Origin of the sequence: Mycobacterium sp. GA-1285 (assembly GCF_001499905.1) — a bacterium.
Taxonomy (GTDB): domain Bacteria; phylum Actinomycetota; class Actinomycetes; order Mycobacteriales; family Mycobacteriaceae; genus Mycobacterium.
Genome location: NZ_LQIS01000052.1, coordinates 131,493 through 149,931, shown reverse-complemented (window position 1 = coordinate 149,931; position 18,439 = coordinate 131,493). Strand labels below are relative to the sequence as shown.

The window sequence follows — 18,439 nt, the reverse complement described above, 5'->3', positions numbered from 1 at the left end:
CTGTTAGAGCACCTTGGACAGAAACGCTTTCGTGCGTTCGTGTTTCGGGTTGGACAGCACATCGCGCGGCGGTCCGCTCTCCACGACCACGCCGCCGTCCATGAACACCAGCTGGTTGGCCACCTCGCGGGCGAACCCCATCTCGTGGGTGACCACCACCATCGTCATACCTTCGGCCGCAAGCTTTTTCATCACTTCGAGTACCTCGCCGACAAGCTCCGGGTCCAGCGCCGAGGTGGGTTCGTCGAACAGCATCAGCTTGGGGCTCATCGCCAGCGCGCGGGCGATCGCTACGCGTTGCTGCTGGCCGCCGGACAACTGGGCGGGGTAGGCGTCGGCCTTGGCCGACAACCCCACCTGGTCGAGCAGGTCCCGGGCGCGTGCCACCGCCTCGTCTTTCTTGACGCGTTTGACGTGGATGGGCGCCTCGATGATGTTGCCCAGCGCGGTGCGGTGGGGAAACAGGTTGAAGTGCTGGAAAACCATGCCGATGTCGCGGCGCTGCCGGGCCGCCTCGCGCGGGGGCATCTCGTGAAGCCTGTTGCCGCGCTGGCGGTATCCGATCAGTTCCCCGTCCACGTACAGGCGCCCGGCGTCGACCTGTTCGAGGTGGTTGATGCACCGTAGAAACGTCGACTTACCCGAGCCCGACGGCCCGACCATGCACAGCACTTCGCCGCGGCCGATCTCGAGCGTGACGCCCTTCAGCACCTGCAGTGCGCCGAAGTTCTTGCAGACGGCCTCGGCTTTGACCATCGGCGTCACGGGTGCGCCTCCCCCAGTGTCTGCGCCTTGGCCAACGCCTCGAGTTGTTTGGTGGTCAGCTTGCGCGACGCACCACGCGAGTAGTAGCGCTCCAGGTAGTACTGGCCGACCATGAGAACGCTGGTGATCGCCAGATACCAGGTTGCGGCGACCAGCAGTAGCGGAACGGGTTCGAAGATGCGGGCCGCGATCTCACGAGATGTGATGCCGTACAGGTCCAGCGTGAAGGGCACCGCGGTCACCAGCGACGTGGTCTTCAGCATGCTGATCACCTCGTTGCCGGTCGGCGGGATGATCACCCGCATCGCCTGCGGAAGCACGGTACGCCGCATGGTCATCCCCCAGGACATGCCCAGCGCCGTCGAGGCCTCGGCCTGCCCCTCGGGCACGGAACTGATTCCGGCGCGGATGATCTCGGCCATGTACGCGGCCTCGTTGAGTGCCAGCCCGAGGATCGCCAGCAGGAAGGGGATCGACAGCGACTGCAGGTCCAGCTGTAGCAGCGAGGGGCCGAACGGCACTCCGAGCTGAATGTTCTGGTAGATCGTGGGCAGCAGACCCCAGAACACCAGCTGCACATACACCGGGGTGCCTCGGAATATCCACAGATACACCCACGCAACGGATTTCAACACCGGGTTCGGTGACAGCCGCATCACCGCGAGCAGCACACCCAGTACGATCGCGAGCACCATCGAGTAGATGGTCAGTTGCAGTGTGTTGAGCACCCCGACCGTCAACACCCGTTCGTTGAACAGGTACTCCCAGTACGTCGACCAGCGGTAGGAGTCGTTGGTCGCCGCTCCGTAGAGGAAGAGGGCGACGAGTATGACGATGACGATCGCCGCCACCCAGCGCCACGGATGGCGCAGCGGCACCGCGTCGATGGCGGCAGGGGCTACGGGTGACGTGTCGACATCACTCATGGAAACGTCCTCTATGAGACCGCGCCGTTGATGACGGGTTTGTCGATCATTCCGTTCTCGACGCCCCAGTTGGAGGCGATCTCGCGGTAGGTGCCGGTTTCGATCAGATGCTCGAGCGCCTTCTGCAGGGACTGCGCGAGGGCCGAGCCCTTCTGCACGGGCCAGCCGTAGGGCGCCGAGTCGAAGATGTCACCGGCCGGTTCGAGTTTGCCGTTGCTCTGCTTGATCGCGTACGAGGTCACCGGGGAGTCCGCAGACATCGCGTCGACCTGACCGAGCACCACCGCGTTGGTGGCGGCGTCCTGACCGTCGAACGGAATGATCTCGATCGGCGGCTTGCCGGCATCGGTGCATGCCCTGCTCTTCGCCGGAAGTTCTTCCGCCTCTTGGGTGGTGGTCGCCTGCACCGCGACCTTCTTGCCGCAGGCGTTGTTCGGGTCGATCGGTGAGCCTGGCCGCTGCGCCCACAGAGTGCCTGCGTTGAAGTAAGTGACGAAATCGACCGATTTCTCACGTTCTTTGGTGTCGGTGAACGACGACATCCCGACGTCGTATGTGCCGCCCTGGATCGACGGGATGATCTTCGCGAAGTCCGACTCCCGGTATTCAGGCGTCAGCCCGAGCGTGGCCGCGATCGCATTCATCAGGTCGACGTCGAAGCCGACGATCTCGCCGTCTGGATCCTTGAATTCGTTGGGAGCGTACGGAATGTTGACCCCGACGATCAGCTTTCCGGACGACTTGATGGCCTCCGGAACGGTATTGGCGATCTCGTCGACCTTCGCCGCCGACACCGAAGGGGGTGCGCTGGTGGAATCGCCACCGCCGCCACCTCCCTCGCCGCTGGCGCAGCCGGAGATCGCCAGCGCACCGGCCGCGACGAATACGACTGCGAAGCGCCAGAATCTACCTCGACGGTTGTGACACTCAGACACGGATGCCCCTGCTTTCTGCGTCGTGGAATCGGTGCGCAGCACCGGTAACGGAACAGTAGTGGAGACGCCACGCTGCGGCAGGGGAACCAATCGCGCGCATACACGCCCTCACGACTGAAGGTCGAATCGATATCGAAATGCGACGATCACTTCTGTCTTGCTATGCCACACTGCGCCCATGACTAACACCGCGCCGCCCAACCTGCTGCGGCATCTGTGGAAAACAACCTTGGTCTCCGGACTTCTCGCGTTGATCCTCGGCGTTCTCATCTGGCTGTGGCCGGGCCCGACAATCGTCATCGCGGCGATATTCTTCGGGGCCTACCTCTTGATCGCCGGTATCGCCCAGGTGATCTTCGCGTTCAGCTTGCACGTCTCCGCCGGCGGTCGGGTCTTGCTGTTCATCTCCGGCGCCGCGGCGCTGATCCTTGCCGTGCTGTGCTTCCGCAGCTTGCAGGAGTCGATCCTGCTGCTGGCGATCTGGATCGGCATCGGCTTCATCTTCCGCGGCGTGGCGACGGCGGTCTCGGCGATCAGCGACCCGACGCTTCCCGGCCGTGTGTGGGCGATCTTCGTCGGCGTGATCAGCCTCATCGCGGGCGTGGTCATGCTCGCGCTGCCGTTCGAGTCCCTCGCGATTCTGACCGTCGTGGCCGGAATCTCGCTGGTCGTGATCGGCATCTTCGAGATCGTGTCCGCATTCGGTATTCGCAAGGCCTCCAAGGACCGCGGCACCGCCGGATCGGCCGCCTCACCTACGGCTGAGGAACCGGTGAGCTAACGCACGGTCGCCGTGGCAATGCATCATCTGCCCGAGCATCTCGAGTGTCCTACCGGCATTCTCGCTGGTCGCGGAGTAACCTCCTCGGCATGAGCGAGCCGGAAAAGCCCGAGACGCCACCGCAAACGCCATCTCAGACACCGCCACCGGCGCAGTCGCCGCCACCGCCGCCACCGTCGCAGCCGCAGTATGGGGCCTATCCGGGTGGCTATCCGCCGCCTCCGTCGCAGGGTTACGCCTATCCACCGCCGGCGAGCGCCCCGAAGAACGGCATCGGCATCGCGGCCCTGGTCGTCGCGATCATCGCGCTGCTGTCCGTCTTCGGCGGCGTCGTGCTCGGCGTCGTCGCCGTGATTCTCGGCTTCATCGGCTGGGGCAGGGCCAAGCGCGGCGAGGCCACCAACGGCGGTGTCGCCGTGGCAGGCATCGTGCTCGGATTCCTGAGCATCATCGAAGCCATCGTCGTCATCTGGCTGGCCGTCTGGGGTTTCAACGAGGTCGGCGGCAGCGACTACATCGACTGCGTATCGCGCGCGGGCAACGACCAGGAAGCGGTGCAGCAGTGCGCCGACGAGTTCCAGAACCGTGTCGAGGACCAGTTCGACGTGACGCTCACCCCCACGCCCTGATCAGCGGGGCGGGAAGTACTTGACGATCCCCTCCTGCACTACAGTGGCGACCGGCTGACCGGAGCGATCGAAGAAGTGGCCGGTTCCCAGGCCGCGAGAGTCGGCCGCCACGGGAGAGGCGGTCGAGTAGAGCAGCCATTGGTCGAAATGAACGGGCCGGTGGAACCACACGGAATGATTGGTGGTGACCGCGAAGATCCGGTCGTAACCCCATGACAGCCCGTGCGTTGTGATGATCGAGTCGAGCACGGTGGTGTCCGACGAGTAGACGAGCGCGGCGGCGTGCAGTACCGGGTCTTCGGGCATCTGACCGAGCGCTTTCATCCACACCCGGTTGTGCGCCAGCTTCTCGCCCTTGTCGCGCATCACCCAACTCGGATCGTTGGTGTAGCGCCAGTCGATGGGCCGCAACGCGTTGACGAAATGCGGGACGACTTCCTCGTAGCCGCGCAGCAGTTCGTCCACCGGCGGCACCGACTCCGGGTCGGGCAGGTCCGGTGGCGCAATGCTGTGCTCCAGGCTGCGACCGCCGGCCAGAAAGGACACCATGGCCGTGGTCAGCAGCTGATCGTCCTGCATGACGTCGATGCGCCGGTTGGCGAACCGGCGTTCGTCACGAAGCCGGACCACGTGGAACTCGAGATCCTTCTGTGGATCACCGCCCGCGACGAAGTGGGCCGACAACGCACTCGGCGGCGTCGGGTGCTTCAAGCTGCGACCGGCCGCCACGAACGACTGGGCCATCATCTGGCCACCGAAGGTCCGCACGGGGTTCTTGCTGGGGTGCGAGCCGACGTAGAGGTCATCGGCGATCTGGCGGAGGTGGAGTATCTCGAGCAGCTCGTCGAAGTCCGCTGTCACACGTCGTCCTCGCCGATCCGATGCACGTGGATCAGATTGGTGGAGCCGACTGTGCCCGGCGGAATACCGGCGATGACGACCACCAGGTCGCCTCGCTTGTAACGACCGAGTTCGAGCAGCGATTTGTCGACCTGGCGGATCATTCCGTCGGTGGTCTGGATATGCGGCACGATGAACGTCTCGGTGCCCCAACTCAACGCGAGCTGGCTGCGCACCTCCGGCAGCGATGTGAACGCCAGCAGCGGCAGCGGCGTATGCAGCCGCGCGAGCCTGCGCACCGTGTCACCCGACTGCGTGTAAGCCACGAGCGCCTTCGCATCGAGGCGCTCGCCGATGTCACGGGCGGCATAGGAGATCACTCCGCGCTTCGTCCGGGGCACATGCGTGAGCGGCGGTGCGGCCACGGAGTTCTCCTCGACCGCATGGATGATGCGCGCCATCGTCTTGACCGTCTCGAGGGGGTACTTACCGACCGACGTCTCACCGGAGAGCATCACTGCGTCGGTGCCGTCGAGGATCGCGTTGGCGACGTCGGACGCCTCGGCTCGGGTGGGCCGCGAGTTCTCGATCATCGACTCCAGCATCTGGGTCGCGACGATGACGGGTTTCGCGTTCTCCCTTGCCATTTGGATCGCGCGCTTCTGCACCAGCGGAACTTCTTCCAGCGGCAGTTCCACGCCGAGGTCACCGCGGGCGACCATGATCGCGTCGAACGCCAGTACGATGGCCTCGAGATTGTCGATGGCTTCGGGTTTCTCGAGTTTGGCGATGACGGGCACTCGGCGACCGGTCCGGTCCATCACGTCGTGCACGAGCTCGATGTCGGCCGGTGAGCGGACGAACGACAGCGCCACGAAGTCGACGCCGAGGCGCAGGGCGAACTCGAGGTCGTCGATGTCCTTCTCGGACAGCGCCGGCGCGGACACGTTCATCCCCGGTAGCGACATGCCCTTGTTGTTGCTGACCGGACCGCCCTCGGTGACGGTGCAGACGACGTCGTTGCCCTCGATGCTCTCGACGATGAGACCGACGTTGCCGTCGTCGACGAGGACCCGGTCACCGGGATTGGCGTCCTCAGCCAGTCGCTTGTAGGTGGTCGACACGCGATCCGACGTTCCCTCGACGTCGTCCACGGTGATGCGAACCGTCTCGCCGTTAGCCCAGAAGGTCGGCCCGTCTTTGAACCGGCCGAGCCGGATCTTGGGTCCCTGCAGGTCGGCGAGGATGCCCACCGCGCGGCCGGTGGCGTCCGACGCGGACCGGACACGCTTGTAGGTGGCCTCGTGATCGGGATAATCGCCGTGGCTGAAGTTGAGACGTGCGACGTCCATTCCCGCGGCGACCAGCGCGCGGACGGAGTCATCGGTCGCGGTCGCCGGACCGAGGGTGCAGACGATCTTTCCGCGTCTATTCACGACACTCGAGCATAGTCGTTATCGATTCAGACGACGGCCATCGGAAGAGCGCCTCGGCGGCCAGGTCGGCCAGGTGTGCGCGATCGGTCGCGGGTCTCGGGCGGTTCGGGGTTGTTATCGAGCTGGGTCACCGACAGCGCGCCCTGCCGACGTGTGGCGCCCAGGCAGTCGGCGCCGGTGTCACCGCCAGTTGATCACGACGTGCTTGCCCTTCGCGTTGATCGCGCTGGGTTTGCCGACCTCGTCAGCAGGGCGCCGACCCGAACTTCCGTCGGTGACGAATCGCGTTCCCTCCGTGCGCATCTGGGAAGCCGTCGATCTTGCGTCGACTTCTCCAGTTCGTATTCCGGTATCCAGTCCACCGATGCGGCCTTTACGCTCGTAGACGGTGGTCTCATAGCCGCGTATGTAATCTGTTGTGCCGCAGCTGTTCCGATCGACCGGGAGTCGGCGATCGCGGTGTGCTTACCGGAGTCGATCGGCGGGGGTTGCGGTTGCACTGCGCCGGAGAGCCACGCCGCCTCGCACGGTGCCGGGCACAACCGGCCGGTGAATTCGGGAAAGTCGTCGGTCGCGTATAGACGGTCGCTGGCCTTCGTAGTCCAGGAATTTCATGTCGGGGACGGCACCGGCCCGCAGCCGAATGTATCAGCGCGACTCTGGGCTTATCCGTCGGCAACCGTGGGGACCAGGGGGAATCCGGGGAGATTGCGCACCACTGTCCAGCTCAGGGCTGAGACCACGATCAGCACGATGATCGGGGTGTTCATCAACGGTTTGTGCTGACGCCATCGGACCAGGAGCCAGGTCAGCAGGAGGGGTAGCCCCGCAAGCAGATAGACGTTGTCCACCACCGCGGCGGCGAGATCGCCGTGCAGCAGGTCGTGCGTCATCCGCAGACCACCGCAAGCGGGACAGTTCAGGCCCGTGAGCGCTTTGAACGGGCAGGCAGGGAAGACGAAACTCTGGCGGTGTGGGTCGGCAATGCCGATGTAGGCCAGCGCGCCAGCGAGTACGGCGCCGGTACCGAGGGCGCCGTACAGCCGTCTGCGGCTGGTGTCGACGCTAGGTGCCATCGCGCAGCGGGCGCCCCTGAGGATCGCGGACCTTGTCGGTGAGCAGCAGGATCGCGTCGATGATGCCCCAGATGATGGCGCCGATACCGCACGTGATCAGGCCGACGACCAGCTGTGCGATCCCGAGCCCGGTGTAACCGAGGTAGATGCGTCCGATGCCGACCAGGCCGAAAAGGCCGAGCAGCTGTAGCAGGCCCGCGACGAGTTTGGACTTGTCGGAATAAGGCTCGCCCGTGATGGGGTGACGGCCGTAGGGAGCCATGGGATCGCCGTATGCCGCCGGATAGCCGCCCGGTGGCGGACCGTACTCGCCAGGCGGGGGCGGATATTGCGGCTGGTAATTCGGCTCTTGCGGGGGCGTGCTGCCGTGCTCACTGCCACCGAACTGCGGCTCCGTCATGCCCACCAGCATGCCAGACAGGTGCGATGTGTTCACCAAGAAATGCGTGGCGCGTTTGCCCCAGGCGTGACCCCGGTTTACTCGGGCGCTTCCGGAAGCAGCGATATTCCCGCTGTAGTAGCCGACATCGCTTACGAATTGTCGCTCATGAGGATTCGCTGAACTGGCGAAACAGTTTCGCGGCTTCTGAGAGCCGGCGTGTCAGAAGGGCGGAGGCTGGTAATTGGCGGCCAGCCAGGCTTGCCGTTGCCGCTCTTCTTCGGCGATCAATTCTGCGCGCTCACGCCGTTCGGCCTTGATCCGGTCGCGGAGGTCGTCCTCGCGCGTCTGTTTGCGACGGGGCATCACCATGGTTCGCTCGGGGGTGTCGTCGGAGATATCCGCGGGAACATCGAGCTCGCCCGTCGACTGTCCGAGCGCTGGAAACATGCTTGCGCCATGAGGTTCGGTGCGCCACACGTGTCCGGTGGGCGCGATCAACTCGATTGTGCCGTCGGGAAGTTGTCGATCAGTCCAGCCGCCGGGCCCGCGGAAGAACGTCTTGAGCAGATGGTGAGTCCGGCAGTAGTGCTTGGTATTCGACGGATGCGTCGGCCCATGAGGCCAAGGGGTGGTGTGGTCGACATCGCAGTGTTGCACCGGTTTGTCGCAGCCCGGCCATCGGCACGTCAGATCCCGCCACTGGAGGAACTCGCGCACCGCGACGCTGGGCCGGTAGCTGTTGTCCCCCTTGGCATCCGGGGTCGGCACGGGCAACGGCTTCGTTTGCGCGGTCTTGGCCACGTTACGAACCGACTCGGCGGGCAGCACCCCGAACCCCTTCAGGTATCCGGGCTTGTTGCTGGTTCCGTCGAGAGTGGCCTGTTCGGCCAGCACATGGATGACCGCCGTCGTGACGGCCGCGCGCTCGGCGGCCGCTGGGCAGTCGTCAAGCCCACATTCGCACCGCAATGTTGCTTCCAGGCGAGACAGCGGTCCACAAGCGTCAGCGCGGCGCTGAGCGTTGGTTCGAGGGTCATTTTCGCACACGGTGGCGGCCAAAGCGTCGAGCCTGGCGTCCAGCGCAGCACCGTCTTCGGCGCGCAAATTGCCTGTAAGCCACGCCATTCCGGGGTCGCCCGGCGCGAACTCGATGTGGCGATTGCCCTCGGATCGGCGTGGTACCCGCACCGCCTCAGGGTCGAAGCGCGTCACGAACATGTCCACGCGGTCAATCAGTTTGGGACCGGAGAGCTTCATCCACTTCTCGGCCTTCGCGGTCAGAGCTTCGTCGAGCGCGGGCATGATGTCCGGTTCGACGTTCCGCGTACGGGACATGATGGCGGCCACGACCCGGTAATCGATCCACCCGCGCCGAAAGACTTCTGCTACCCGGGGAAGCCGCTCGCGCAGATCCTTTGCAACATGGACTTGACCGAGTGCCCGGGCATGGCTGATGTTTTGCACCGGTGATATCTCGGCCGCCACGACGACAGCGACGTCGGTGAAGAACATCCTCGCTTCCTCATGCTCCCTCTCCCGCCGCGCATAGAGTTCGGCCACGAGTGCCAGCCTGCGCCCCATCGCCGCCGCCTCTTCGCGTGCCTCTTCACCCATGAGGGTGAGTAGATCGCCGCTGGAAGCATCCTCGAACATGAGTTCGACGATACTCGAACACTCTGACACGACAACACCATTCGAACGTCGGCTGTGGAGAACCCCGAGAAGTGTCTAGCGCTTCCGACGGCGGCGCAGCCATTTGCGCACTCGACCGCCGTCCGAATCCTCCGCTATGTCTGCGACCTCATCGGCTGCAGCCTCGGTCGACTCCTTGGCTTCGCCCTCCGTGTCGTCGGCTAGCTCCTCGGCTGTTGACTCGCCTTCGGCGACTGTGGCGGGTTCGCCTGCCTCGGACGCCTCTTCGCCCTCCGTGTAATCGCCTTCAGCTTCGGCACCCTCCGAAGTCGCGTCGGTTGACTCCTCGGCCAGGGCCTCGGCCGCTTCCGCCAGCTCCTCGGCGACCGCCTCACTCTCGGCGGCATCGGCGGGCTCACCGGCACCAGGCGCCTCATTGGCTTCGGCATCCTCCGCCGGCTCCTCGGTTTCGGTTTCGTCGGCTTCGCCTGCTTCAGCCTCGGCCTCGACCGCACCTACGCCGCCGACTGTGGCGGCTTCACCGGCATCAGACGCCTCATCGGCTCCGGCATCCTGCTCCGGCTCCTCGGTTTCGGCTTCGTCGGCTTCGCCTGCTTCAGCTTCGGCCTCGACGGCCAGCTCCTCGGCCGCAGCTTCGCCCTCGACCGCGGCCTCGTGTGCCTCGGCGCCCGCAACGAGGGCGTCGCCGGCCTCCTCGCCCTCGACCGCACCTACGCCACCGACTGTGGCGGCTTCACCGGCGTCAGTCGCCTCATCGGCTCCGGCATCCTGCTCCGGCTCCTCGGTTTCGGCTTGGTCGGCTTCAGCTTCGGACTCGTCGGCCAGCTCTTCCGCTGAGGTCTCACCCTCGACCGCACCTTCACCGCCGACTGTGGCGGCTTCACCGGCATCAGTCGCCTCATCGGCTCCGGCATCCTCCTCCAGCTCCTCGGTTTCGGCTTCGCCTGCTTCAGCTTCGGACTCGTCGGCCAATTCTTCCGCTGAGGTCTCACCCTCGACCGCACCGCCGACTGTGGCGGCTTCACCGGCATCAGTCGCCTCATCGGCTCCGGCATCCTCCGCCGGCGCCTCGGCGACATCCTCAGCCAACGCCTCGGCCTCAGCGACCGCCTCCGCATCTTCGGTCGTAGCCTCGCCTACCGCCGCGCTGCTTACGCCCGCAGCTCGAGCGGCCACCGGCTCGTCGACGACGTCCTTCCGCCCGCGCTTCCGCCAGAACCGCAGCCGACGCCGTCCCTTCATGGGTGGGGTGACAGCTGCTGCCTCGTCGGCCAACTCCTTGGCTGCCGCCTCACCTTCGACCGCGGATTCATGCGCGGCAGCGGCATCGACCAGTGCGTCGCTGGCCTCCTCACCTTCGACAGCACCTACACCGCCCGCATCGGCGGCCTCACCGGCTTCGGCGAACTCCTCTGCCTTGGCGATCTCCTCGGCAGGCGCCTTGTCCACCTCTTCGGCGAGGGCTTCGGATTCAGCGACCGCTTCGATCTCGGGTTCCGCCTCCTTCGCCGACTCCTCATCGCCCTCAGCTGCGAACGCCTCGGCATCTTCCAGGTCGTCGGCCGGCACACCGGCCACGTCTGCGCCGAGCTCCTCGGCCGAGATATCCTCGCCCTCCGGTACGTCTGCCGTGAGCGACTCGGCCTTCACCGCTTGCGAGGTTGCGTCCGACGGCTCGTCTTCGTCGGCGCCCGCAGCCTTGGCCGCTGCGACCACCCCTGTCGTCGAGGCCACCGCAGCCAGTTCCTCGGTCAGCTCCTCGACGGTCATCCGTTCCGGCTCGGACGCGCCCTTCAGAGTCGCCGGGTCCTCCCGGCCCTTCGGCGCGGCCATGATGTACACGACTGCGCCGATGAACACGAACGTCGCCGTGAAGGAGTTGATCCGCACACCTTCAATGAGAGTCGCATCGTCGGCCCTCAGCAGCTCGATCCAGAACCGGCCCACGCAGTAGCTCGCGACATACAACGCGAACAAGCGGCCGTGGCCGAATTGGAAGCGCCTGTCGACGTAGATCAGAACCGCGAAAACCAGCAGGTTCCACAGCAGTTCGTAGAGAAATGTGGGATGGACGAGGTGAACGACTTCACCGGTCGACACGCCGTTGAGATTGTCGATCATGCCGGCCGAGTCTCGGCGCTCGTAGATCTTCAGCGCCCAGGGCAGCGTCGTATCGGCGCCCCACAGCTCCTGGTTGAAGTAATTGCCAATGCGGCCGATCCCTTGCGCCAGAATGATTCCCGGCGCTATCGCATCGCCGAACGCAGGCAGCGGAATGCCTCTGCGTCGGCAGGCGATCCACGCGCCGACAGCGCCGAAGGCGACAGCTCCCCAGATACCGAGGCCACCGTCCCAGATCCGGAACACGCCGGCCAGCCCGGCACCGTTGTCCCCGAAGTACCGCCACCAGTCGGTCGCTACATGGTAGAGCCGGCCGCCGATCAAACCGAACGGCACGGCCCACAAGGCGATGTCGTAGATGACCCCGCGTTCTCCCCCGCGTGCTTCCCAGCGCCGGTCACCGATGATCAGCGCCACCACGATGCCGACGATGATGCACACCGCGTATGCCCGGATCGGCACGGGACCGAGGTGCCAGACCCCCTGAGCCGGGCTGGGGATGGCGGCCAAGACAGTCGTCGTCACGCAGTAACCCTTCGCCTGACACCGTCAGCGAGCTCGGCTGTCAACGTTCCCACCGCGTCGACGCCACTCTGCAACGCCGACACCAACGCCGATCCTACGATGACTCCGTCGGCGTAGGCGCCGATCTCGGCTGCCTGCTCTCCCGACCGGACCCCGAGGCCGACGCCGACGGGGATATCCGAGACGGCTTTCACCCGGCGCACCAGTTCAGGGGCGGCCGTCGACACTTCGTCGCGCGCACCGGTCACGCCCATCGTCGATGCGGCGTAGACGAATCCGCGTGATGCCTGCACCGTCATCGTCAGTCGTTTCGGTGTCGACGATGGCGCCACCAGGAAGATGCGGTCCAGATCGTAGGTCTCCGAGGCCGCGATCCACTCGTCGGCCTCGTCAGGAATCAGATCGGGAGTGATCATCCCGAGCCCACCGGCCGACGCCAAATCCCGAGCGAATGCGTCAATTCCCCACCGCAACACGAGGTTCCAGTACGTCATCACCACGGCCCTGCCGCCGGCATTGGTGATCGCCTCGACGGCGGCCAATGAGTCCCGCACTCGTACCCCCCCACGCAGCGCTGCTTCGGTCGCGGCCGCGATCGTCGGGCCATCCATACCGGGATCGGAGTACGCCACGCCGACTTCCACGAGGTCGCACCCATTTTCGACCAGTGCCCTCATCGCCGCGATGGAAGTGGGCACGTCGGGAAATCCGGTCGGCAGGTAGCCGATCAGCGCGCTGCGTGCCTCGCTCCGGCAGGTGTCGAACAACGGTGCCAGCCGACTCATGGCGCACCGTCCAGCAAGCCGAACCATTTCGCCGCCGTCTCGACGTCCTTGTCGCCACGTCCGGACAGGTTCACCAGCACGATCGCCCCCGGCCCGAGTTCCCGGCCCAGCTGCAAAGCACCCGCCAGACCGTGCGCGGACTCGATCGCCGGAATGATCCCCTCCGTGCGACAGAGCAACGAGAACGCGTCCATCGCCTCGGTGTCGGTGATCGGCCGATACTCTGCGCGGCCGGTGTCCTTGAGGAACGCGTGCTCAGGCCCGACGCCCGGATAATCCAAACCCGCTGAAATAGAGTGTGATTCGATGGTCTGACCGTCCTCGTCCTGCAACAGGTACGAGAACGAGCCCTGGAACGCGCCGGGCGATCCACCGGTGAAAGTCGCTGCATGACGACCGGTTTCGACGCCGTCACCGGCGGCCTCGTAACCCACCAGCCGCACATTGGGGTCGTCGATGAACGCGTGGAAGATCCCTATCGCGTTCGACCCGCCGCCGACACAGGCCGTCACCGCATCGGGCAGCCGGCCGGCCTGGTCCTGAATCTGTGCGCGTGCCTCGAGCCCGATCACCCGCTGGAAGTCGCGCACCATTGTGGGAAACGGGTGCGGACCGGCGGCCGTGCCGAAGCAGTAATACGTGTTGTCGGCGTTGGTGACCCAGTCGCGAAAGGCTTCGTTTATCGCGTCCTTCAATGTCTTCGAGCCCGCCTCGACCGACACCACCGTCGCTCCCAGGAGGCGCATGCGCGCCACGTTGAGGGCCTGGCGCGCCGTGTCGACGGCACCCATGTAGATGACGCACTCCAGGCCGAGCAGCGCGCACGCCGTCGCGGTCGCCACACCGTGCTGCCCCGCGCCGGTCTCGGCGATCACGCGGGTTTTGCCCATCTGCCTGGCCAACAAGGCCTGGCCGAGGACGTTGTTGATCTTGTGGGATCCGGTGTGGTTGAGGTCTTCTCGCTTCAGAAAGACCCGCGCACCGCCCGCATGCTCGGACAACCGTTCGGCTTCGTACAACGGTGAAGGCCGTCCACTGTAGTGCCGCTGTAGCCGATCCAACTCGTCGAGAAAGGTCTGATCCCCGCGCGCCTTCTCGTAGGCGGCGGTGACCTCCTCGATGACAGCCATCAGCGCCTCGGCGACGAATCTCCCGCCGTAGACGCCGAAGTGGCCACGTCCGTCCGGGTCGTGGGCGGTGGGTTCGGCTACAGCTGCGCTGGAACGGGGCAGCTCAGGCCCGGCGAGATCGGCCACTTCTCAACGCGCGGGTTTCGGGCACGACGGATGGGTGCCTGCGGTGACCAGATCGGCGACTGCGCTGCGCGGATCACCGCTGGTGACCAGACCCTCGCCGACGAGCACCGCGTCGGCGCCCGCACCGGCGTATGCCAGCAGATCGGCGGTGCCGCGAACTCCCGACTCCGCGACGCGGATGACGTCGGTCGGCAATCCCGGAGCGATCCGCGCGAAGCAATCCCGGTCGACCCTCAACGTCTTGAGATCGCGTGCGTTCACACCGATTACCGTGGCGCCGGCCGAGAGCGCACGGTCGGCCTCCTCCTCGGTGTGCACCTCGACCAGAGCGGTCATGCCCAGCGACTCGGTGCGCTCCAGCAGTGACTCCAGCACCGGTTGCTCCAACGCCGCGACGATGAGCAACAGCATGTCCGCGCCGTGGGCGCGGGCCTCGTGAATTTGGTACGGCCGGATGATGAAGTCTTTGCGCAACACCGGAATTGACACCGCCGCGCGCACCGCGTCCAAATCGTCGAGCGACCCGTTGAAGCGACGCTGCTCGGTGAGCACGCTGATGATGCGCGCACCACCGCTCTCGTAGGCGCTCGCCAGTTCGGCGGGGTCTCCGATGGGAGCCAGTTCACCGCGGGACGGACTCGCACGCTTCACCTCGGCGATCACCGCGATTCCCGGCGCGCGCAGCGCGGCCATCACGTTCAGCGGGGGTGGAGCGTCCTTGGCCCTGGCTTTGATGTCGGCGAGCGGGATGACGGCTTCGCGGGCGGCGACGTCGGCTCGTACTCCCTCGATTATCGAGTCGAGTACCGTCGCCGAACTCATGAGTGCCGCTTCCCTTCCCCCGAGAACACCGAACGATCTTCAACCACGAAGGGTAGCCGCCACCACAGCATCGCCGATCACCGGCCCTTGTTGTCCGGATCGACCGCATCCTGCGTTGGATCGGCGCCCGCGTCGAGGGCGTCCCAGATCGCCCGCTCGGACATCTCGCCTGCGGGTTCGTCGGACTGCACGACGGCGCGTCGCGAGTATCGGGCCGCACCGGGGCGCTCACGTGCCGCCGACCGCATCAACAGCACCGCACAGGCCAGCGCCATGACCGAAGCGATCACGGTGATCACCGCTCCCACGTAGTGCCGCTGTGTACCGACCACATCAGCCACGGGCGTCCCCGCGATGTGTGAGGCGCGTACCGCCACGTCCTGGATGACCCACAGGCTGATGGCCAGATAAGCGGTCCCGGCGCTGGCGGCGGCGACCAGCACGGCCAGCAGCCGAAGCGGCCACCCACGCACCGCCAGGGCGGCGACGGCTGCGGCCAGCAGGAGCACCGCCAGTGGAATCAGAGCCGTCGACCAGGAGGCGCCGGACAGCGCGACCGTCTTCGGCTCGCCGAGACCGTCGAACGAGGTCACCTCGACCCAGGTCATCCGCGACGCCACCCACAGCGCTGCCGCGGCGAGCACGAGACCGAGCTGGGCGACCCTGATCACGGCTCGGTCAGCGTCTCGGCGGCGGCGATCGCGTTGAGCACCGCGCGAGCCTTGTTGGCCGCCTCGGTGTACTCGTAGCGCCCGTTCGAATCTGCGACGACGCCGCCGCCCGCCTGCACGTACGCGGTGCCGTTGCGCATCAGGGCGGTGCGGATGGCGATCGCGAAGTCGGCGTTGCCCGCGAAGTCGAGATAACCCAGCACCCCGCCGTATAGGCCGCGCCGCGTCTTCTCGACCTCCTCGATCAGCTCCATCGCGCGGACCTTCGGAGCGCCCGACAGCGTGCCGGCCGGAAAACATGCGGTCACGGCGTCCAGTGCGGTCTTGCCCTCGGCCAGCACGCCCGTCACCGTCGACACCAGGTGCATGACGTGGCTGTAGCGCTCGATGTGGCTGTAGTCCTCGACACGCACGGTGCCGGGTCGGCAGACGCGGCCCAGATCGTTGCGGCCGAGATCGACGAGCATCAGATGCTCGGCGCGTTCCTTCTCGTCGGCCTGCAATTCCTTCTCGAGCAGCAGGTCTTCTTCCTCGGTCGCGCCACGCCACCGCGTGCCCGCGATCGGATGCGTCGTGGCCCGACCGTCCTTGACCGTCACCAGCGCCTCCGGACTGGAGCCGACGACCGAGAAGTCCGGTCCGCCCGCGGCGTTCGGCACGTTGAGCAGATACATGTACGGGCTGGGATTGGTCACTCGCAGCATGCGGTACACGTCGAGCGGATCGGCCTCGGTTTCCATCTCGAAGCGCTGCGAGGGCACCACCTGGAACGCCTCGCCGGCCTCGATGTCGCGCACCAGTTTCTCGACGATGGCCTCGTACTCCTCGAGCGTGCGCTGAGCGCGGTGCAACGGCTCGGGTCGGCTGAACGTCGCCACCGCCGACGGCAGGTGCGCACCGAGCGCAGCGGTCATCACGTCGAGCCGGGCCACCGCGTCGTCGTAGGCCCAATCCACCCGCTCGTCGGTGCCGTTCCAGTTGACGGCGTTGGCGATCAGCGTGATCGTGCCCTCGTGGTGGTCGACCGCCGCGATGTCGGTGGCCAACAGCAGCAGCATGTCCGGCAGGCCGAGATCGTCGACGGCTAACGTCGGAAGCTTCTCCAGGCGCCGGACCATGTCGTAGGCGAAGAACCCGACGAGCCCGCTCGACAGCGGCGGAAGGCCCGGCAGCGGCTCGGTCTTGAGAAGTTCCAGCGTTGCGCGCAGCGCCTCCAGCGGATCGCCGCCCTGCGGTGCGTCCTGCGGCGTCGTGCCCAGCCACACCGCCTGACCGTCGCGGACGGTGAGTGCCGACGGTGCACCGGCGCCGATGAACGACCAGCGCGACCACGAACGGCCGTTCTCCGCCGATTCCAGCAGGAACGTCCCCGGCCGGTTGGCGGCCAGTTTGCGGTACGCCGACAACGGCGTTTCGCTGTCGGCGAGCACCTTGCGGGTCACCGGCACAACGCGGTGCTCGGCGGCTAGCGCGCGGAAATCCTCACGCGAGGTGGTGATCGCCAAGCTGGCCGTGGTCTGCACGGGTCAAGTGTCCCAGACGTACCCGGGCAGTGAGGACGACGGAGACCGCAGCGGGTCTCGTTTCGGTCTTCGAAACCGACGCAATGGTCGATCCGGCGGCGGGAAACCAGCCATAACGTCGGTCTGGGTGATCGCGCGGCGCGGTCGCTCGATCGCAGGGTTCGCGGCGTAGCGTGACCTCCATGAAAACGGGTGACCGAGTTGCCGATTTCGAATTGCCGGACCAGACGGGCACGATGCGGAGCCTGGGCGAGTTGCTCGCCGACGGCCCGATCGTGCTGTTCTTCTACCCCGCCGCGATGACGCCGGGCTGCACCAAGGAGGCCTGCCACTTCCGCGATCTGGCAGCGGAGTTCGCCGACGTCGGCGCCAGCCGCGTCGGTATCAGCACCGATGCGGTCGACAAGCAGGCGAAGTTCGCCGACAAGGAGCGGTTCGACTATCCGCTGCTGTCCGATGCCGACGGCGCCGTCGCCACGCAATTCGGCGTGAAGCGCGGCTTGCTCGGCAAGTTCATGCCGGTCAAGAGGACCACCTTCGTGATCGACACGGACAGCACGATCCTCGCCGTCATCGCTTCGGAGATCAGTATGGACAGCCACGCCGACAAGGCACTCGAGGTGCTGCGCCAGCGCCAGTCGGCTTGACACCGGTTCTCATCCCGAGGTGTAGACGGGCCGAAACCGATTCCATAGGCGTCGTCGGCCCTATCGTGCTGAAACATGGTAGAGCTGTCCTGCGGATTGCCGCCCGGGCCGAATTTCAGCGACATGGCGGTTCTCGCGGAATCCCTCGGCTACTCGCGAATTTGGATATTTGACTCCGCACCCTTGTGGGAAGACCCCTTCGTCCATCTCGCGCTCGCGGCGAACCGCACATCGCGCATCGGTCTCGGCAGCGCCGTGCTCATCCCAGACGAACGCTCCGAGATGTCGATGGCGTCGGCGATCGCGACAATCGTGCGGCTATCGCACGGCCGTTTTCGTGCCTGCTTCGGAACGGGTGCGACGGCCCGCCGCACAATGGGGCAGCGTCCACTGAAGCTGCGCAAGCTGACCGACTACGTGACGGCCGTGCGAGGCCTCTTAGCCGGAGATACCGTCACAATCGACGGACAGTCAGCCCGGATGCTGCATGCGAAGGGGTTGGCCCTGTCGCGCCCCATCGAGGTCGAGATCTGGTTGAGTGTCTTCGGTCCGCGCGGCCTGCGAATCGCAGCGGAGCTCGCCGACGGAATCATCGCGGGGTCACCGACGGAGCTCCCCCTCCCATTGCCGTGCTGATGCCAGGCACCGTGCTCGACCCCGGAGAAG

The 18,439-nt window shown here is 66.0% G+C and carries 18 protein-coding genes and 1 pseudogene; 4 read left to right on the top strand and 15 right to left on the bottom strand.

The window, feature by feature from the left end; genetic code table 11:
- Positions 1 to 3 precede the first annotated feature (3 nt).
- From AU193_RS19405 to AU193_RS19395, 3 genes are read right to left on the bottom strand one after another with little or no spacing between them, the layout of a single operon-like run.
- Entirely contained in the window at positions 4 to 756 is a 753-nt protein-coding gene (locus AU193_RS19405) for an amino acid ABC transporter ATP-binding protein (protein ID WP_064424067.1), read from the bottom strand.
- 5 nt (positions 757 to 761) lie between these two features.
- Complete coding sequence (locus tag AU193_RS19400; protein WP_064423992.1) at positions 762 to 1,691, bottom strand: amino acid ABC transporter permease; 930 nt, start codon at positions 1,689 to 1,691, stop codon at positions 762 to 764.
- Positions 1,692 to 1,702: 11 nt separating this feature from the next.
- Positions 1,703 to 2,626 carry an ABC transporter substrate-binding protein gene (locus tag AU193_RS19395; protein ID WP_064424066.1) on the bottom strand — a complete coding sequence of 308 codons (924 nt, stop codon included), beginning with the start codon at positions 2,624 to 2,626 and terminating at the stop codon, positions 1,703 to 1,705.
- A gap of 178 nt (positions 2,627 to 2,804) precedes the next feature.
- Here AU193_RS19395 and AU193_RS19390 point away from each other — a divergent pair, with 178 nt between their 5' ends.
- Positions 2,805 to 3,407 (top strand): HdeD family acid-resistance protein, encoded by a 603-nt coding sequence (locus AU193_RS19390; RefSeq protein WP_064423991.1) that lies wholly within the window; start codon positions 2,805 to 2,807, stop codon positions 3,405 to 3,407.
- Between the two features lie 89 nt (positions 3,408 to 3,496).
- Positions 3,497 to 4,036 carry a DUF4190 domain-containing protein gene (locus tag AU193_RS19385; RefSeq protein WP_064423990.1) on the top strand — a complete coding sequence of 180 codons (540 nt, stop codon included), beginning with the start codon at positions 3,497 to 3,499 and terminating at the stop codon, positions 4,034 to 4,036.
- Here AU193_RS19385 and AU193_RS19380 read toward each other — a convergent pair whose 3' ends face one another.
- From AU193_RS19380 to AU193_RS19330, 12 genes and pseudogenes are all read right to left on the bottom strand, one after another.
- A complete protein-coding gene (locus AU193_RS19380; RefSeq protein ID WP_064423989.1) occupies positions 4,037 to 4,897 on the bottom strand; it encodes an acyl-CoA thioesterase II in 861 nt (286 codons plus the stop codon). It lies immediately after the preceding gene.
- Positions 4,894 to 6,312 (bottom strand): pyruvate kinase, encoded by a 1,419-nt coding sequence (gene pyk / locus AU193_RS19375; protein ID WP_064423988.1) that lies wholly within the window; start codon positions 6,310 to 6,312, stop codon positions 4,894 to 4,896. The genes AU193_RS19380 and pyk overlap by 4 nt, the downstream gene beginning before the upstream one ends.
- Before the next feature lie 57 nt (positions 6,313 to 6,369).
- Positions 6,370 to 6,905, bottom strand: a pseudogene (gene gltD, locus AU193_RS23680) (glutamate synthase); the annotation flags it as partial.
- Positions 6,906 to 6,977: 72 nt separating this feature from the next.
- Positions 6,978 to 7,388 (bottom strand): DUF2752 domain-containing protein, encoded by a 411-nt coding sequence (locus AU193_RS19370; protein WP_064423987.1) that lies wholly within the window; start codon positions 7,386 to 7,388, stop codon positions 6,978 to 6,980.
- A complete protein-coding gene (locus tag AU193_RS19365; protein ID WP_064424065.1) occupies positions 7,378 to 7,788 on the bottom strand; it encodes an NINE protein in 411 nt (136 codons plus the stop codon). The genes AU193_RS19370 and AU193_RS19365 overlap by 11 nt, the downstream gene beginning before the upstream one ends.
- 201 nt (positions 7,789 to 7,989) lie before the next feature.
- A complete protein-coding gene (locus tag AU193_RS19360) occupies positions 7,990 to 9,423 on the bottom strand; it encodes an HNH endonuclease signature motif containing protein (protein WP_064424064.1) in 1,434 nt (477 codons plus the stop codon).
- A gap of 75 nt (positions 9,424 to 9,498) precedes the next feature.
- Positions 9,499 to 12,069, bottom strand: coding sequence for a prolipoprotein diacylglyceryl transferase (gene lgt, locus AU193_RS22960; RefSeq protein ID WP_082683058.1), 2,571 nt, complete (start codon positions 12,067 to 12,069; stop codon positions 9,499 to 9,501).
- On the bottom strand, positions 12,066 to 12,854 hold the full coding sequence (gene trpA / locus AU193_RS19350) for a tryptophan synthase subunit alpha (RefSeq protein ID WP_064423986.1): 789 nt from the start codon (positions 12,852 to 12,854) through the stop codon (positions 12,066 to 12,068). The genes lgt and trpA overlap by 4 nt, the downstream gene beginning before the upstream one ends.
- Complete coding sequence (trpB, locus tag AU193_RS19345; protein WP_064423985.1) at positions 12,851 to 14,110, bottom strand: tryptophan synthase subunit beta; 1,260 nt, start codon at positions 14,108 to 14,110, stop codon at positions 12,851 to 12,853. Before trpB ends, trpA begins: the two co-directional genes overlap by 4 nt.
- Positions 14,111 to 14,113: 3 nt before the next feature.
- Positions 14,114 to 14,932: an indole-3-glycerol phosphate synthase TrpC gene (gene trpC, locus AU193_RS19340; protein ID WP_064423984.1), complete on the bottom strand. Its 819-nt coding sequence runs from the start codon at positions 14,930 to 14,932 to the stop codon at positions 14,114 to 14,116.
- Between the two features lie 77 nt (positions 14,933 to 15,009).
- Positions 15,010 to 15,603, bottom strand: a complete 594-nt coding sequence (locus tag AU193_RS19335) for a TIGR02234 family membrane protein (protein ID WP_064423983.1) — start codon at positions 15,601 to 15,603, stop codon at positions 15,010 to 15,012.
- Positions 15,600 to 17,126, bottom strand: coding sequence for an anthranilate synthase component I (locus tag AU193_RS19330; RefSeq protein ID WP_064423982.1), 1,527 nt, complete (start codon positions 17,124 to 17,126; stop codon positions 15,600 to 15,602). The genes AU193_RS19335 and AU193_RS19330 overlap by 4 nt, the downstream gene beginning before the upstream one ends.
- A 182-nt stretch (positions 17,127 to 17,308) precedes the next feature.
- Here AU193_RS19330 and AU193_RS19325 point away from each other — a divergent pair, with 182 nt between their 5' ends.
- On the top strand, positions 17,309 to 17,773 hold the full coding sequence (locus AU193_RS19325) for a peroxiredoxin (protein ID WP_064423981.1): 465 nt from the start codon (positions 17,309 to 17,311) through the stop codon (positions 17,771 to 17,773).
- A gap of 75 nt (positions 17,774 to 17,848) precedes the next feature.
- Positions 17,849 to 18,409: an LLM class flavin-dependent oxidoreductase gene (locus AU193_RS23455; RefSeq protein ID WP_216637293.1), complete on the top strand. Its 561-nt coding sequence runs from the start codon at positions 17,849 to 17,851 to the stop codon at positions 18,407 to 18,409.
- Positions 18,410 to 18,439: the final 30 nt, after the last annotated feature.

What these genes read in the sequence shown, in the direction of transcription:
- trpA (WP_064423986.1), bottom strand. Translation starts at nt 12,854, where the DNA reads ATGAGTCGGCTGGCACCGTTGTTCGACACCTGCCGGAGCGAGGCACGC.
- AU193_RS19400 (WP_064423992.1), bottom strand. Translation starts at nt 1,691, where the DNA reads ATGAGTGATGTCGACACGTCACCCGTAGCCCCTGCCGCCATCGACGCG.
- AU193_RS23455 (WP_216637293.1), top strand. Translation starts at nt 17,849, where the DNA reads ATGGTAGAGCTGTCCTGCGGATTGCCGCCCGGGCCGAATTTCAGCGAC.
- AU193_RS19405 (WP_064424067.1), bottom strand. Translation starts at nt 756, where the DNA reads ATGGTCAAAGCCGAGGCCGTCTGCAAGAACTTCGGCGCACTGCAGGTG.
- AU193_RS19325 (WP_064423981.1), top strand. Translation starts at nt 17,309, where the DNA reads ATGAAAACGGGTGACCGAGTTGCCGATTTCGAATTGCCGGACCAGACG.
- trpC (WP_064423984.1), bottom strand. Translation starts at nt 14,932, where the DNA reads ATGAGTTCGGCGACGGTACTCGACTCGATAATCGAGGGAGTACGAGCC.
- AU193_RS19360 (WP_064424064.1), bottom strand. Translation starts at nt 9,423, where the DNA reads ATGTTCGAGGATGCTTCCAGCGGCGATCTACTCACCCTCATGGGTGAA.
- AU193_RS19370 (WP_064423987.1), bottom strand. Translation starts at nt 7,388, where the DNA reads ATGGCACCTAGCGTCGACACCAGCCGCAGACGGCTGTACGGCGCCCTC.
- AU193_RS19365 (WP_064424065.1), bottom strand. Translation starts at nt 7,788, where the DNA reads ATGACGGAGCCGCAGTTCGGTGGCAGTGAGCACGGCAGCACGCCCCCG.
- AU193_RS19385 (WP_064423990.1), top strand. Translation starts at nt 3,497, where the DNA reads ATGAGCGAGCCGGAAAAGCCCGAGACGCCACCGCAAACGCCATCTCAG.
- AU193_RS19390 (WP_064423991.1), top strand. Translation starts at nt 2,805, where the DNA reads ATGACTAACACCGCGCCGCCCAACCTGCTGCGGCATCTGTGGAAAACA.